Raw genomic sequence first — 15,648 nt, forward strand, 5'->3', positions numbered from 1 at the left:
GCGGCACGGCTCCCGGGACCAGGCCGTTTGCCCCCTCGGGGCGATCGCGCCCGGGTGCCGGTCCGGCGGCGGGTCATCGCGTGCCGAAGAACTCCAGGTACGCGTCCGCCAGGCGCGCGGGCTGCTCCAGGGCGATGTTGTGGCCCGCGCCGTCGATCACCACGCTGCGCACGTCTGTCGCGACCTGGCCCATCTGCCGTCCGACCTCGTCGCCGAAATAGGCCTCCCCGCCGACGGCGAGCACCGGGCAGGTGATCGGGTCGTCGTAGTGGGGCTGGTTCTGTGCCGCGTCGAGCCGCGTGGACCGGTACAGCGCGAGGATCGCGTGGGTCGCGCCCGGCTGCGTGACCCAGCCGATCAGTTCTTCCAGGTCGGCATCGGACAAGGCCGCGGGGTTCCCCATCGTGCGCTTCATGAAGTAGGTCCAGAAGGCGCGTTCCTTCCCGGCGAGCAGGAACTCCGGGTAGTGCGGCAGGGCGAAAAAGGCGCGGTGCCAGTTGTTCCGGGGGTCGTCGGGCTGGTCCGGCAGGTCGGACGCCTCGGCCGGCAGGCCCGGGAGGCGGGTCTCCTGGAAGACCAGCTGCGTGACCCGTGCGCGGTGGAACGCGGCCGTCGCGTAGGCGATGTTGGCTCCCCAGTCCTCGCCCACCACGCGGAACGTGTCGAAGCCGAAGCTGCTCGCGAGCTCGGCGACGTCGGCGGCCATCGTCCGGGTGTCGTACCCCTCGACGGGCCGGTCGGAATCGCCGAAGCCGCGGATGTCGACGGCCACGACCGTGTGACGGCGCGTCAGAAATGGCACGAGGCGGCGCCAGTAGAACATCGTCTTGGGGACGCCGTGCAGGAGGATCACCGGTTCACCGGTCCCGCCGATCGCATGGTGCAGGGTGACGCCGTTGACCGACGTGCGGCCGTGTGTCAGCGGTTCACCTCGGTGGTCCGTCAGGGCGGATCCGGTGGACGGCATGGTCGGGTCTCCTCCTCGGGGTGGGGCGCCGGGACCCGCACCGGTTGTCGGCCGTCTCCCGTCGCTCCGGGTGCGTCCCGGAGGGGACTTCAGCACGGCGCACCCCGCTTCGCACCGGGGCCGGTCCCCAGGCCGTGCCGGGGAGACGGGGCGTTCCGGGACAGGGGTCTTTCCCCGGTGCGAACGGGCCGGGCCCGGTGGTGTCCTGCAGGTCGTGCCCATGATCGCGAGGAACTCCGCTGACATCGATGTCCAGGCCGAGCCCAGGCCCGGCCGGGGAGACGTCCGCCGCGATCGCCCGATCCTGAAAGGCCGGTCTTGAAGACGACATCCTGGGATGCCCCGGCGAACCGCCGGTCCCTGCTGCGCACGGCTGCCGCGCTGCCCGCGGCCGCCGCCCTGGCCGGCGGGGTCCTGGGGGGCGCTGCGGCCGCCGCGGCCGAGACCCCCGGGCTTCCTGATTTCGCGCCGGTCCCGCCCGCCGCGACCGGGCCGGAACTCAACGACGCGGGCTACTTCGTGGGCCGGATCGACGGACACCTCTACTGGGTGACCGACGGCTTCTACCAGGCGATGTTCCTCAGCACCCGGGACGGTGTCGTCCTGGTCGACGCCCCTCCGACCATCGGCCACAACCTGCTGCGGGCGATCGCGGACGTGACCCGGGCCAACGGCCGCCCGGCGAAGGTGACCCATCTCGTCCACTCGCACTCGCACGCCGACCACGTGGGTGCCTCGTCGATCTTCGGCAAGGACGTCGTACGCATCGGGCATGCCGAGTGCCGGCGCCTGCTGCTGCGCGCCGCCGACCCGAACCGCCCGGCGCCGACCGTCACCTTCGAGGACCGCTACACGCTGCATGTCGGCGGGGAGCGGCTGGAGTTGGCCTACCACGGCCCGAACCACTCCCCGGACAACATCTTCATCCACGCGCCCGAGCACCGGACGCTGATGGTCGTCGACATCCTGTACCCGGGCTGGGTGCCGTTCAAGAACCTCGCGGTCTCCCAGGACATCCCGGCCTGGCTGCGGGCGCACGACATCGCCATGGGGTACCCGTGGCGGACCCTGGTCGGCGGCCACCTCGGCCGGCTCGGCGTGCGCGCGGACGGAGACCTCCAGCGCGCCTACATGGCCGACCTCGAAGCCTCCACCCGGGCCGCCATGAACCTGGACCCCACGCCCTACTTCGACAAGTACGGCCCGCTGGGCAACTCGTGGGCGATCTTCAAGACCTATCTCGACGCGGTGGCGGCGCAGGCCGCCGCACCGGTCGCCGCGAAGTACACCGGGGTCCTCGCGGCCGCGGACGTGTTCACGCTCGACAACGCGGCCGCCCTCGTCGAGTCCTTCCGCATCGACGCCGGGACGCTGGGTCCGTTCGGCACCCGCCCCTGACGCCCCTCCTGATCCTCCGCCCGGTCCCGACCGACCGGGCCCGCTCACCCATCGTTTCCGCTCGCGAGAAAGGCCCGACGGCCATGACCAGCCCCACCCCCGTCCTCTTCATCCACGGCCTGTGGCTGCACAGCACGTCCTGGCAGCCGTGGATCGACCTGTTCGGCGCCGAGGGCTACGCCCCGTCCGCACCCGGCTGGCCCGGTGACCCTGAGACCGTGGAGGAGGCGCGGCAGAACCCCGAGAGCATCGCCGACCACGGCATCGACGACGTCGTCGAGCACTACGCGTCCATCATCCGCGGCCTGGACACGCTGCCGATCCTCATCGGGCACTCCTTCGGCGGCATGATCGCCCAGAAGCTGCTCGGCCAGGACCTGGCCGCGGCCGCGGTGGCGATCGACGCGGCGCAGATCAAGGGGGTCCTGCCGCTGCCGCTGTCGGCGCTGCGGTCGACGCTGCCGGTCTTCAAGAACCCGGCGAACAAGCACCGCGCGGTGTCCCTGAGCGCCGAGCAGTTCCGCTTCGCGTTCGGCAACGCCGTGAGCGAGGAGGAGTCGGACGCCCTGTTCGCGCAGTGGACCATTCCCGCGCCCGGCAAGCCGCTGTTCGAGGCCGCCGCCGCGAACTTCAACCCGCATTCGCCGGCCAAGGTCGACACCGAGAACTCCGGGCGCGGCCCGCTGCTGCTGATGTCCGGCGGCAAGGACCACACCGTCCCCGAGGCCGTCACCCGTGCGACGCTCAAGCAGTACCGGCACTCGGAGGCCGTCACCGACTTCATGACCTTCCCCGACCGCGGGCACTCGCTGACCGTCGACAGCGGCTGGCGCGAGGTCGCGGACGAGGCGCTGTCCTGGCTGCGGCGGCAGGGCCTGGAGGGCTCGCGGTGACCGCTCCCTCCCACGACCTCGGCCTGGAGGGGCAGCGGGCGGTGGTCACCGGCGCCGGCCGGGGCATCGGCCTGGCGATCACGCAGGGCCTGCTCAGGGCGGGGGCCCGGGTCGTCGCCGGGACCAGGAAGCGCACGGAGGAACTCGACGACCTGATCAAGCAGGGGGCGGAGCTCACCGTCGTCGAGGTCGACCTGGCCACTGCCGACGGCCCGGCCGCGCTGGTGGCCGCCGCGGTGGAACTGCACGGCGGGCTCGATGTCCTGGTGAACAACGTCGGCGCGGTGCGGCCGCGGGTCGAGGGCTTCGCCGCCATGACCGACGCCGACTGGGACTGGACGTTCACGGTCAACTTCATGGCCGCGGTGCGCGCCACCCGCAGCGCGCTGCCGCATCTCGTCGACACCGGGGACGGCCGGATCGTCACCGTCTCCTCGGTCAACGCCCGGCTGCCCGATCCGCTGGTCATCGACTACAGCGCCGCCAAGGCCGCCCTGTCCAACTTCTGCAAGGCGCTGTCCAAGCAGGTGGGTCCGCAGGGCGTGCGCGTCAACTCGGTGAGCCCGGGGCCGGTCGAGACCGCGCTGTGGCGGGGCGCGGACGGGGTGGCCGCGACCGTCGGCGCGAGCCTGGGCCTGGATCCGCACGCCGTCGCCGACACCGCCGCGGCCGCGGCGGTCACCGGGCGGTTCACCCTGCCCTCCGAAGTGGCCGACCTGGTCGTGTTCCTGGCCGGCCGGCGGTCGGGCAACGTCACCGGCGCCGACTTCCTCATCGACGGCGGCATGACCGACACCCTCTGATGATTCTGGAGCCCGAGTGAGATTCCACCTGCCCCGAAACCGCCGGCTGGCCGGCGCGGCCCTCGCCGTGGCCGTCGCCCTGGGGGTGACCACGTTCACCACGAACGCGGCCCCTGCGTCGGCCTCGTCCGCCGGCGAGCGGATGCCCGCGGGGTTCAGCGAGCACAAGACCCGCGTCGCCGGCATCGGCCTGCACTACGTCATCGGCGGCCACGGGCCGACGTTGCTGCTCCTCCACGGCTACCCGCAGACCTGGTACGAGTGGCACGGCATCATGCCCGCCCTCGCCCAGCACTACACGGTCGTCGCCCCCGATCTGCCCGGCGCGGGGCAGAGCGACGCCCCGCCCTCCGGCTACGACAAGAAGACGATGGCCGCCGAGCTGCACGCGCTGCTGGTGTCGCTCGGCAAGGCCGGCGACGTGCGGATCGTCGGCCACGACATCGGCACGATGGTCGCCTACTCCTACGCCGCGCAGTACCCGGCGACGGTGAAGAAGCTGGTCCTCAGCGAGGCGCCGATCCCGGACAAGGGCATCTACACGATCCCCTCGCTGACCGAACAGGGGCCCGGCGTCTGGAACTTCGGGTTCTTCAACCTGACCGACGGCCTGCCGGAGAACATGATCAAGGGCCGCGAGGTCGCCTGGACCGCCGGCTTCATCGGCGGGTTCGAGGGCGTCCCGGGAGCGGTGAGCCCCGCCGACATCCGGGTGTTCGCGCACTACCTGCGCGATCCCGCCCACCTCGCGGCGAGCCTCGCCTGGTTCCGGGTGTTCCCGCAGGACATCCACGACAACGAGGAGTTCGCGAAGACCCCGCTGCGGATGCCCGTGCTCGCCATCGGCGCCTCCGGCAGCCTCGGCGACGCCGAGGGCAAGCAGGCGGAGAAGTACGCCACCGACGTCACCGGGGTGACCATCGCGAACTCCGGTCACTGGATCTACGAAGAACACCCCGAGGAACTGACCGCCATGCTGCTCGGCTTCCTCGGCCGTCCCGCCCCGCATCTGGAGAAGTGATCGTGATCAAGAGTTTCCCCGGCTTCGAAGCCACGTCCGACACCGAGCCGTTCTGGTTCCTCGGAGGGCAGGCCAGGATCGTGCTCCCGGGCCGGGCGACCGGCGACGCGATGAGCGTGATGGAGTTCTCCGACCCGATAGGCCACGCGCCGCCGCACCACGTGCACGAGAACGAGGAAGAGCTCTGGTTCGTGCTGGACGGCGAGGTCTCCTTCTTTGTCGGTGACAAGCGCCACGACCTGACCCCCGGGCAGGTCGCCTTCGGCCCGCGCGGCGTGCCGCACAGCTACCTGGTCCGTTCCGAGGGCGCGCGGCTCGCCGTCGTCTTCAGCCCGGCCGGCATCGAGGAGTGGTTCAGGTCCAACGGTGTGCCGGTGACCGACGCCCGGGACATTCCGCCGGCCTTCGACCTGGGCTCGATCGTGGGCTCGGCCGAGGCGTTCAAGCTGCGCGTCACCGGGCCGCCGCCCACGCTCTGACACTCCATCAATAACTGAGTAAGCAAGGAAGGTTGACATGAAGAACACCCCGCTGCGACGCCGGAGCGTGCTGATTCCCGCGCTGGTGGCCGCGGCCCTGCTCGCCGTCCCGGCGAGCTCCGAGGCCGTGCCGCACTTCTCCGCCCCGGCACCCGTCGCCGCGCACACGGCCAAGCCGACGGTCGTCCTGGTGCACGGCGCCTTCGCCGACTCCTCCAGCTGGAACGGCGTCGTGACCCGGCTGGAGCGCGAGGGCTACCCCGTCCTCGCCGCGGCGAACCCGCTGCGCGACCTGGCCGGTGACGCGGCCTACGTCTCCAGCGTCCTCGACAGCATCCCCGGACCGGTCGTCCTGGTCGGGCACTCCTACGGCGGCGCCGTCATCACCGATGCCGCCGCGGGCCACGCCAACGTCAAGGCCCTGGTCTACATCGCCGCCTTCGCGCCCGACCAGGGCGAGAGCGCCCTGGGGATCACGAGCGAGTACCCGGGCAGCCAGTTGCCGTCGTCCCTGGTGGTGCGGCCGTTCCCCGGCGGCGGCCAGGACGCCTACATCGACCCCGCCGCCTTCCGGAAGGTCTTCGCGGCGGACGTGCCGGCCCGCGAGACCCGCCTGATGGCGGCCGCGCAGCGCCCGGTGGCCGTGGGCGCGCTGGCCGCGCCCAGCAGCGCGCCGGCCTGGCGGACCATCCCGTCGTGGTACCTGGTCGCCGACGCCGACCAGGCCATCCCGCCGGCCGCCGAGCGAGCCATGGCCCAGCGTGCCCACTCCCGGACCGTGACGGTACGGGGCGCCTCGCACGCGGTGGCTGTCTCCCACCCGGGAGCCGTCGCGGACCTCGTCGAGGCGGCCGCCCGGGCCACCGACTGACCGACGGGCACCGGTTGACGCCCGCCGCCCGGCGGCGGGGGTCAACCGGCCGGGGGCCGATCGCCGTGGCGGGTCAGCGCGGCGGCCAGCCGGCCGCGGGAGGCGATGCCGAGCTTGGGGAAGATGCGGTACAGGTGCGAGCTGACGGTGCGGTGCGACAGGAACAGCCGCTGCCCTATCTCGCGGTTGGACAAGCCCTGCGCGGCCAGCTCGGCGATCTGGGTCTCCTGCGGCGACAGCAGTTCGCGCGGGTCCGACGTGGGCTGCCACCCGCGCTCGCCCGTCGCACGCAGCTCCTGGTCGGCGAGGTTCGCCCAGGTGCGAGCACCGACGGCGTCGAACGCGGACCGCGCCGCCCGCAGCGGTCCGCGGGACTCCAGGACACGTCGCTGCCGGCGCAGCCACGAGCCGTGCGCCAGGTCGATACGGGCGCGGTGCCACGGCAGTTGGGAGGCCGCGCCGTCCCTGGCGGCCCGGAACAGCGACTCGGCCGACGCGGGGTCGGCCAGCACCGCCCTCGTGTACTCCAGGGCGATGGCCGCCCCCGTGGGAGGGGCGTCGCCCACGAGCCGTTCGATGGAGGCCAGCGCGGTTCTCGCCTCGGCCCGCCGGTCGGTGCGGACGGCGGCGTCCGCCAGGTAGCCGAGCGTCCACACCTGCTGCATCCGCTGGAACGCGGGGTCGGCGGGCTCGAAGACGCGGTGCAGCTCCCCGTACGCCTGCTCGTGCCGGTTCGCGCCCAACTCGGCGGTGCCGCGGGCCAGCTGCACGCCGGCCAGCAGGGACGACGCGGCGTTCGGGGTGCGCAGCGCCACGTGCTCGGCCTCGGAGAGCAGGGCGTGGCGGGTGTCCCAGCCCTCGCGCACCGCGTCGATCAGGGCCACGGCGATGCGCGCGGTCGCGGCCCACAGCGACTGGCCGGTCTCGTCGGCGAGCCGTACGGCCTCGTCGGCGGAGCGTGCCGGGTCGAAGACTCCGAGGTAGACCTCGGCCCAGGCCCGTATCGCGAGCGCCTCGGCGAGCAGGCTCATGCGGCCCTGGGCGCGGAGTTCCCGGACGGGGGTGGACAGGAAGCCGACGGCGTGGCGGAAATCGCCCGTGCAGAACGCGGCGATGCCCAGCAGGCCGGCGAGTTCCGGCTGCCCGTCGGCGTCGGCCGGCCACCGGGCGAGCTGCTCGACCACCATCGGCGTCCGTTCGTGGAAGCCGCACAGCGCGTGCAGGGCCAGCAGCCGCGGGTCGTGGGCCGCCAGGCTCACCTGCTCCGCGGCCCGGACGATCTCGTGCCGCACCGCCGGACCGGGATCGCGCCACCACACTCTGCGGGCCGCGCCGACCAGCAGCTGCATGGCGAGATCGACGTCCTGTTCGCCGGTGGCGTGCTCGGCCAGGGCCACCAGGTGGCGTACTTCCGCGGGTTCGCCCGTGGAGCCGTCGTGGAAGACGCCTTCGAGCCACGCCAGCCGCGACCGGTCGCGGTGCCGGAGCGCCATCCCCGCGACCTGGGCCTTGATCTGCTCGACATGGCCGGACCGGCCGAGCTGGTAGCCGAGTTCGGCTGCGTCGAGCAGGCGTGCGGCCTGCGCCTGCGGGTCCGGGCTCAGGGCGGCCGCCCGTTCGAGCCATGCGGCGGCCGAGGCGATCGCACCGCGGCGCTGGGCGTTCCCGGCGGCCTGTTCCAGCTCGGCGGCGATCCGTTCGTCATGTCCCGACACCGCGGAGGCCCGGTGCCACACCGCGCGGTCCGGATGACCGGTCAGGACACGCGCGAGCGCGGCGTGCGCCTCCCGGCGTACGGCGGGCGGCATGCCCTGCCGGAGGGCCGAACCGACCAGCGGGTGGGCGATGCGGTACCGCTCGCCGGTCACGGTCAGGAGCCCGTGATCGAAGGCCGGTTGCGCCGTGCCGAGGTCGACCGGCGAACCGTGGAGGATGCCCGCCGCGGCGAGGACGTCGCCGAGGTCGTCGCCGTCGTCCACCGCGGCGACGGTCAGGACGGCGCGGACGGCCGGGTCGAGGTGCTCGGCCCGTACGGCGAACGCCCGCTCCAGGCGGGTGGTCATGGGCAGGTCCTCGTCGAACTCGGTCCACGCGTACCGCCCGGACTCCAGCGCGCCTGCGAATTCGACCAGGGCGAGCGGATTGCCGCGGGCCTGCCGCAGCACGCGCTCGCGCACGGCCGCCGGCAGCCGCGGGGCCCGCGCGTCCAGCAGTTCGGCCGACGCGGCGGCGTCGATGCCGTCCAGCTCCGTCCACTCGATCGTGTGGGGGTCGGTGAACGGCAGGGCCTCGGGCCGCGACGTGCACAGCACGATCACCCGCTCACCGGTGATCCGGCGGCAGACGAAGGCCAGGGCGTCGATCGACGGCTGGTCCATCCAGTGGAGGTCGTCGAGGCAGACCAGGACCGGGCTGTCCGCCGCCGCGTCGACGAGCAGTTCCAGGACCGCCAGGAAGGCGAAGAACGGGTGCACCTGGATCGCGTCGCTCATGGCGAAGCAGACGAGCAGGGCGTGGCGCTGCAGGGCCGGCAGCCGGTCGGCGCGGGAGAGCAGGGGCCGCAGCAGTTGATGGAGGCCGGCGAACGGCAGGTGCGTCTCGGACTGGCTGCCGCGCGCGGTGAGCACGGTGAACCCGGTGGAGCGCGCGTGCTCCACGACCTCGGCCTGCAGCGCGCTCTTGCCCACCCCGGGCTCCCCGAACAGCCCGATCGCCCGACCTCCGGAATCGACCGCGTCCAGGTGCCCGAACAGGGACCGCAGTTCGTCGTCGCGCCCGACGAGACGCCGGTCGTTGGTCGTGCTCACATAATCGATCATGCGGTCGACGGCGCCGCGTGTCCACCTGCGCCCGGCCGCGGCCGGGTGGGGATCAGCCGCTCGCGGGCCCCTCGAGTGCGGCGGCGATCCGCCGGCGCGAGGTGATGCCGAGCTTGCGGAACACCTTGTTCAGATGGAATTCGACCGTCGAGGTCGTGATGAACAGCCGGGAGGCGATCTCGGCGTTGGTCAGTCCCGATGCGGCCAGCAGCGCCACGTGCCGTTCCTGGGGAGTGAGATCGGACCGGGTCTCCGGGACGCGCTGGCGCGCCTTCTCCCCGGTCGCCAGCAGCTCGGTCCGGGCGCGTTCGGCGAACAGGGCCGCGCCCGAGGCGTCGAAGGACTCGTACGCGGCCCGCAGGTGGTCCCGGGCCTCGGACCGGCGCCTGCGCCGCCGCAGCCACTCTCCGAACAGCAGCCGCGACCGGGCGTGTTCCGCGGCGAGGGGGACACTGCCCAGGAGGTCGATCGACTCCCGGTACCACCCCTCGGCCTCCGCGTCCTCCGCGGTCAGGGCCCGGCAGCGGGCCAGCAGGCCCAGTGCCCAGGGCGTCCCGGCCAGCCGCGCGCGGTGTTCGAGCCGCTGGAGCGCCAGGGCCGCCGTGTGCCGGTCGCCCGCGCGGACGGCCGCCTCCACGAGGAGCGGCAGCATCAGATTGCCCTCCGACGGGAAGTCCTCCTCGTAGGCGGGCAGCGCGTGCCGCAGCGCCTCGTCGTAGCGCGCCATGCCCAGGTCGAGAACGCACCGGGCGTGGAGCGCCAGTTGGCGCAGCATGCCCAGTCCGAACGTCGCGGCGACGGCGTCCATGGTCGCGGCGACGGCGCGCACCTCGCTCTCCTTGCCCATCCACGCGTACAGCAGGGCCTTGTTGAGATCGCCCTGCGTCGCCAGGCCGATGGCCGCGGCGTAGTCGTCGGCCTCGGCCAGGAGCCCGTCGGCCGTGGTCAGCCGCCCGTTCCAGATCTCGGTGTACGCCTGGACCGTCAGGGACAGGGTCAGGCTGTACAGCGCTCCCTGGCCGCGGTTCTCGGCGGCGAGCCGGCCGGCGATCCCGGCGTACGCGTCGATGTCCCACACGTCGCCCGCCGCGAGGCCCACGATGATGGCGAGCGGGCTGGCCATGTCGTGGAGTTCGGCCGACGTGCTGAGTGTCGCCAGGGCCTCCTGGATCACCGGGACGCTGCTCTCGTAGCCGTAGGCGGTACGCAGGGCCAGGCCCTCGATCAGCCGGTCGGGGCTCCAGTCCGGGGCGTCCTGGCCGGGGGAGGCGCCGATCACGGCCTTGGCCACCTCGGCCAAGGTCGTGCGGTGCATGGTGTGCTGGGCGATGACGCCGGCGTGCATGGCCTCGTAGAGCAGCTCACGGGTCATACGGGGATCCGCGTCACCGAGTTCGGCCACGGCGTCGAGCATCATGGCGGGGACGCGGTCGTTGCGGGTCTCGAAGAGCTCGGCCGAGGCCCGGATCCGCAGCGCACGGGCGCGGGCGGAGGGCCGGTCGAGGGCGGGAAGGGCGAGGTCGAGCAGGGGGTGCACGGCGGCGTGGTCGCCGGAGGCCAGATGGGCCTGGGCCGCGCCGAGGTAGCGCTCGGCGCGGCCGGCCGGCTCGGTGGTGAGTTCGGCCGCCCTGGACAGGAACAGCGCCTGGGCGGAGTAGCCGCCCCGGGCCCGGGCCCGGTCCGACGCGGCCTCCAGGTCCGCGGCCGCCGCGTCGTCGGTGCCGAGGACCGCCTCGGCGCGGTGCCAGGCACGCCGGTCGGGGACGCGCGTCGGGTCGCTGGCCGCTTCGAGGGCGGCGTGGACCCGCCGCCGGTCGTCCCCGGAGGCCGCCGCGTAGACCGAGGAACGGATCAGCGGATGCCGGAACCCGGCGCCGGGCCCGTGCTCCAGCACGCCCGCCTCGACGGCCGCGGCCGCGGCGCTGGCCGGCAGGCCCAGTGCGCCCGCCGCCTGCCGGACCACCGCCGGGTCGTCGGTCGGCGCCGCCGCCATGAGGAGGAGCAGCGTCCGGGTGTGGGGTGGCAGTGCGGCGACGGACTGCCGGAAGTGCTCCTCCAGCAGCCTGCTCACCGGCAGCGGCTCGGGCAGCGGCGCGACCCCGGCCAGTTGCTCGGCGCCCAGGTGCGCGGCCAGTTCGACGAGGGCCAGCGGATTGCCCCCGGTGCCGGTCACGATCCGGTCCGCGACGGCCGGGTCCAGGTGTCCGGCGACGGCACGGGTCAGCACCTCCCGGGCGTCGGTGGCGGGCAGCCCGCCGACCCGAAGCGAGGGCAGGGCGTCGAACAGCCCCCGGTCGCCGAGGTCGTCCCTGGCGGCGAAGATCAGGCCCAGGGAGTCGGCGTGGAGCCGGCGGGCGACGAACGCCAATGTCGCGGCCGACTCGGGGTCGAGCCAGTGGACGTCGTCGATCAGGCACAGCATCGGCAGCTCCGACGCCGCGCCGGACAGCAGGGTCAAGGTCGCCAGCCCGACGAGGTACCGGTCCGGGTGCGGCGCGTCGGTCAGGCCGAACGCACCGTTCAGGGCGTCCTGCTGCCGGGCGGGGAGCTGCTCGGTGCGGTGGAGGTGCGGCCGCAGGAGCCGGTGCAGCGCGCCGTAGCCGAGGGGCCGTTCGGCCTCGACGCCCACCAGCCGGGTCAGGGCGATGCCGCCGGCCTCGGCCGCGGCGTGGTCCAGCAGGCGCGTCTTGCCGATCCCTGCCTCGCCCACGAGCACCAGGACGCCGCTGAGTCCCTCCCGCACCGCTTCGAGCAGCCGCCCGATTGCCTCGCGTTCGGCGGGGCGGCCGACCATCGCCCGCCCCGCCGCGGAACGAGCCCCGCGCCACGCCATGGGAATCCCCTGTTCATCGCGTTCCTGACGTGAGAACACGCTAGGCGCGTGACGACGACGCAATCGACCGTCACATGACGGTGGTTGCGCGCTCGTCCCCTGGCGGGACGCGGCAGGGCCCCCCGGCGGGCGGGCGGCCGGGGAGGCCGGCGCCGTGGTGCCGAGGGGCCCTGCGGTGGTTCAGAGGTGCGTCAGCGGTGCGGGTGTCAGGCCGTGGTGGCGGTGACGTCGGCCGCGTTCACGTACACGTAGCGGTGGTTGAACTGCACCGTGTAGTACTGCTTCGCGCCGGTGACGACGCCCTGCCGGCTCGGGAAGAAGTCCTGGCCGTTGACCGGGGGCTGGTCGGCGACGTAGGCCTGGCCCGCGGGGATGCCGTAGTTGGGCGCGGTGAGCGGGTTCTGCGGGTCGGCGCCCCAGCCGGCCGGGACCTCGGACGGGTCGGGGAAGGCCGTGCCGTAGACCGGCGCGGTGGTCGCACCGGCCGCGGTGATGATCTGCACACCCGTGGTCGGGACGGTGTTCTTGCCCTGGGGGTTGCTGATCCAGCCCTTCTGGCCGTCGAACCAGATCGCGGTCCAGTCACCCTGCTGGTCGGCGACGACGAACTGCTGGCCGGCCTGCACCGTGGTGCTCCAGTCGCTGACGTCGTTCGTGCCGCTGGTGGCGGTGGGGTGCACGTTCGCGTCCAGGATGAGCGGGGAGTCCTCGCTCGGGCCCTGGTGCACGAAGAGCGAGCTCGCCGGGACCGTCTTCGGGGTGCACTCGGTGGTGCCGCCCGTGGGGTCGTCGGCCGGGCAGACGGTGAACGTCTGGAGGTTCTTGGCGAAGGTGGGGGCGATGGTCACGACGCTGCCGACCGGGCCGGCACCGCTGGTGCCGTCGTCGAACGGGGCGCCGAGCTTCTTCATGAAGCGCGTCCAGTCCCACTCGTTGCCCTGGTCCCAGTGCATGCCGGCCAGGTCGGCGGTCTTGCCGCCGGGCACGTTGTCGTGGGCCAGGATGTGCTGGCGGTCCAGGGGGATGTCGTACCGCTCGGCGAGGTACTTCACCAGCTTGGCCGTCTGCTGGTAGACGGCGTCGGTGTACCACTGCGCGCCGAAGGCCGAGAAGCCCTCGTGCTCGATCTGGATCGAGTGCAGGTTGCTGTCGTAGTTGCCGTCACCGAAGGCGACGTCCTTGTCCGACACCATCTGGGTGACGGCGCCGTCCGAGGAGCGCATCACGTAGTGCGCGGCGGTGGCGTTCGGGCCCTGGAAGGTCCGGATGGCCGCGTCGTAGGAGCCCTCGGTGGTGTGCAGGACGATCTGCGTGAGCTTGATGCCGTTGGCGGGCCGGTTGGACACCTGGACACCCGTGGACGAGGCCTGGACGAACTGGCAGTCCATCGACTTGGGGCACTCGGCGGGCGTGGCAGGACCGACTGCCTTGGCCAGCTTGAGCTTCGACAGCTGCCCGGTGGCCGGGGTGGCGGACGGGTCGGCCGCCAGGCTGACCCGCTGGCCCTCCGAGGTCGTCTCGGAGACGCCGGAGCGGATCGAGGCGAAGACGTCGGAGACGAAGGACTGCGCGGCCTTCTCGTTGGCCATCTGGCTGTACTGGGCGACCGCCCCGGCCCAGTCGGACGGGTTGTCCGACGTCCCGCCGGTCAGCTGCTTCTGGTAGGACGCCAGCAGGGCGGCGCCGCCCCGGAGGTTGTCCCGCCGGTTGTGCCGCAGGTCGTCGGCGGGGATACCGGTCAGCTTCGCGGCGGTGAGCAGGGTGTGCAGCTCGGGGTGCTTGGCCGGCGAGGTGAGGTCCGAGTGGGCGGGTATGCCCGACGGGCCCTTCTGCAGCATCTCCAGCGTCGCGTCGGTGAGGTTCATCAGTCCCCAGCCGGCGTTGTTGCTGTAGCCGGGGTGGGACTGGAGGCCGGACTCCTGGCGGGCCACGCCGAGGAGCACGGACACCGGCACCTGGTACTCGGCCGCGGCGGCCTCGAAGTCCGCCTGGGTGGCGGACCGGTGCTGCGCCGGGGCGGACGGGCCGGCCAGCGCGGTCGAGGGCAGGAGTGCGAAGGCACCCACGGCCAGGGCTCCGCCGGCGACGACGGCCGGAAGCACGCGCTTCCTTGTTCGCTTGTGCAAGGCATTCCTTCCGATACTGCTGTGTGGCGCGCGGCACACACGGCGCGGGGACCGGCAGGTGTCTGATCCCGTGCCAGGTGCGGCCACGACCTCACCGCCCGCGCCGCGGACGGCCGTGATCCGGTGCGGATTCCGGCACATCGGCGTGGGCGGGAGGAGTGCGCACGAAGTTCCTGTCGTGCCGCGGGGCCGACACCGTTGTCATGGTGCTGGTCGGCGGGAGCCGGTCGGCGGCACGCGCAGCATTCAAGCACACTGTTTCGTTGGCACAGGCACCGATCCCGCGATCCGGACGGCCGTTGGGCCCGCGGGCAGGCCTTGTGCCGGTGGCCGTTTCAGCAACTTGCCCTATGCGAGGGCGATGTGGCCGAGGCGTCCGGAGTGCCGGTGGGGCTACCGGAGGGTCACAACGTTTCACAACATCTCCAAACGTTGGTCCGCCTCCGTGAAGGCGAGGCGTCCACCAGGTGCCCGGAAGAGGACCCCGCCCGGCGGGGCGGAGCGGCGGGCGGATAAGAAGACCGGGTGATCCGCATATCGACCGGGCGGCCGTGATGCCGCCACTGGACGCCGCCCAGTGGGCGGTGGCGCTCCTCGCGCTCTTCCTCGTCGGCTACTCCAAGACCGGGGTGTCCGGGGCCGGGACGGTGGGCGTGGCGCTGTTCGCGCTCGTGCTGCCGGCGAAGCTGTCAACCGGGGTGCTGCTGCCGCTGCTGCTGGTCGGCGACGTGGTGGCGGTGGCGGCGTACCGGCGGCACGCCGACTGGGGCCGCCTGGTGCGGCTGTTCCCGTGGGTGGTCGCGGGGGTGCTGCTGGGCGCGGCGGTGGTGCGCCGGGTCGACGACGCGCGGATGCGGGAACTCATCGGCGCGCTGCTCCTGCTCATGCTCGCCGTGCACTGGTGGAGCCGCCGCCGCGGGCCGGAGGACCCCGTGGTGCACCACCGGGCCGTCGCGGCGGGGGCCGGGGTGCTCGCCGGGTTCGCCACGATGACGGCGAACGCGGCCGGACCGATCATGGCGCTGTACTTCCTGGCCGTCGGGCTGCCGATGCTGGGCTTCCTCGGCACCAGCGCGTGGTTCTTCCTGCTGCTGAACGCCTTCAAGGTGCCGTTCAGCGTCGGCCTCGGCCTGATCACCCCCGACACGCTGGCCTTCGGCGCGCTCACCGCTCCCGCCGTCCTCGCGGGGGCCGCCGCGGGCCGGGCGACGATCAGCCGCATCAGCCCGAAGGTCTTCGAACGCGTCACGGTCGTGCTCACCCTGCTCGCGGCCGTGCGTCTCGTCACACTCTGACGGACGTCCGCGGCCGCCGGGACCGGTCTTGTCCCTCCGCTGACACATGGCCTTCCTCCATCCGTACTCGTTGACACGGCAACGGCCGGTCGCGCGCCGCACGAGCGGGGCACGGCCGGGAGTCAAGACGAGAGAAGGCGCGC

The 15,648-nt window shown here is 73.1% G+C and carries 11 protein-coding genes; 7 read left to right on the forward strand and 4 right to left on the reverse strand.

Translation table 11 applies throughout. From position 1 onward, the window contains the following. Positions 1-73 precede the first annotated feature (73 nt). Positions 74-967, reverse strand: coding sequence for an alpha/beta hydrolase (locus ABZ883_RS03365; RefSeq protein ID WP_360900683.1), 894 nt, complete (start codon positions 965-967; stop codon positions 74-76). A gap of 318 nt (positions 968-1,285) precedes the next feature. Between ABZ883_RS03365 and ABZ883_RS03370 the strand changes: the two genes are divergently transcribed. From ABZ883_RS03370 to ABZ883_RS03395, 6 genes are all read left to right on the forward strand, one after another. After that, positions 1,286-2,365 carry an MBL fold metallo-hydrolase gene (locus tag ABZ883_RS03370; protein ID WP_360900685.1) on the forward strand — a complete coding sequence of 360 codons (1,080 nt, stop codon included), beginning with the start codon at positions 1,286-1,288 and terminating at the stop codon, positions 2,363-2,365. 83 nt (positions 2,366-2,448) lie between these two features. Continuing rightward, on the forward strand, positions 2,449-3,258 hold the full coding sequence (locus ABZ883_RS03375) for an alpha/beta hydrolase (protein WP_360900688.1): 810 nt from the start codon (positions 2,449-2,451) through the stop codon (positions 3,256-3,258). Next, positions 3,255-4,061, forward strand: a complete 807-nt coding sequence (locus ABZ883_RS03380; RefSeq protein WP_360900691.1) for an SDR family NAD(P)-dependent oxidoreductase — start codon at positions 3,255-3,257, stop codon at positions 4,059-4,061. The genes ABZ883_RS03375 and ABZ883_RS03380 overlap by 4 nt, the downstream gene beginning before the upstream one ends. A 16-nt stretch (positions 4,062-4,077) precedes the next feature. Continuing rightward, positions 4,078-5,082, forward strand: coding sequence for an alpha/beta hydrolase (locus ABZ883_RS03385; RefSeq protein ID WP_360900694.1), 1,005 nt, complete (start codon positions 4,078-4,080; stop codon positions 5,080-5,082). Positions 5,083-5,084: 2 nt separating this feature from the next. Continuing rightward, positions 5,085-5,561 carry a cupin domain-containing protein gene (locus tag ABZ883_RS03390; protein WP_360900697.1) on the forward strand — a complete coding sequence of 159 codons (477 nt, stop codon included), beginning with the start codon at positions 5,085-5,087 and terminating at the stop codon, positions 5,559-5,561. 37 nt (positions 5,562-5,598) lie between these two features. Then, the gene (locus tag ABZ883_RS03395; protein WP_360900700.1) at positions 5,599-6,432 is read left to right on the forward strand and encodes an alpha/beta hydrolase; all 834 of its coding nucleotides are present in this window, start codon (positions 5,599-5,601) and stop codon (positions 6,430-6,432) included. Between the two features lie 41 nt (positions 6,433-6,473). On the opposite strand, the gene ABZ883_RS03400 is transcribed toward ABZ883_RS03395, so the two are convergent. The 3 genes from ABZ883_RS03400 to ABZ883_RS03410 form a co-directional block, all read right to left on the reverse strand. Next, entirely contained in the window at positions 6,474-9,239 is a 2,766-nt protein-coding gene (locus ABZ883_RS03400; protein WP_360900703.1) for an AAA family ATPase, read from the reverse strand. A 64-nt stretch (positions 9,240-9,303) separates the two neighbouring features. Continuing rightward, positions 9,304-12,084 (reverse strand): AAA family ATPase, encoded by a 2,781-nt coding sequence (locus ABZ883_RS03405; RefSeq protein ID WP_360900706.1) that lies wholly within the window; start codon positions 12,082-12,084, stop codon positions 9,304-9,306. Positions 12,085-12,290: 206 nt separating this feature from the next. Next, positions 12,291-14,186, reverse strand: coding sequence for an N-acetylmuramoyl-L-alanine amidase (locus tag ABZ883_RS03410; protein ID WP_360900708.1), 1,896 nt, complete (start codon positions 14,184-14,186; stop codon positions 12,291-12,293). A gap of 578 nt (positions 14,187-14,764) precedes the next feature. Here ABZ883_RS03410 and ABZ883_RS03415 point away from each other — a divergent pair. Beyond that, positions 14,765-15,505: a sulfite exporter TauE/SafE family protein gene (locus tag ABZ883_RS03415; RefSeq protein ID WP_360900711.1), complete on the forward strand. Its 741-nt coding sequence runs from the start codon at positions 14,765-14,767 to the stop codon at positions 15,503-15,505. Positions 15,506-15,648: the final 143 nt, after the last annotated feature.

The sequence above is a fragment of the Streptomyces sp. NPDC046977 genome (genome assembly GCF_040644455.1).
In the GTDB taxonomy this organism is placed as follows: domain Bacteria; phylum Actinomycetota; class Actinomycetes; order Streptomycetales; family Streptomycetaceae; genus Actinacidiphila.

Coding starts and splice junctions, on each gene's coding strand:
- ABZ883_RS03415 (WP_360900711.1), top strand. CDS start 14,765: ATGCCGCCACTGGACGCCGCCCAGTGGGCGGTGGCGCTCCTCGCGCTC.
- ABZ883_RS03375 (WP_360900688.1), top strand. CDS start 2,449: ATGACCAGCCCCACCCCCGTCCTCTTCATCCACGGCCTGTGGCTGCAC.
- ABZ883_RS03405 (WP_360900706.1), bottom strand. CDS start 12,084: ATGGCGTGGCGCGGGGCTCGTTCCGCGGCGGGGCGGGCGATGGTCGGC.
- ABZ883_RS03365 (WP_360900683.1), bottom strand. CDS start 967: ATGCCGTCCACCGGATCCGCCCTGACGGACCACCGAGGTGAACCGCTG.
- ABZ883_RS03395 (WP_360900700.1), top strand. CDS start 5,599: ATGAAGAACACCCCGCTGCGACGCCGGAGCGTGCTGATTCCCGCGCTG.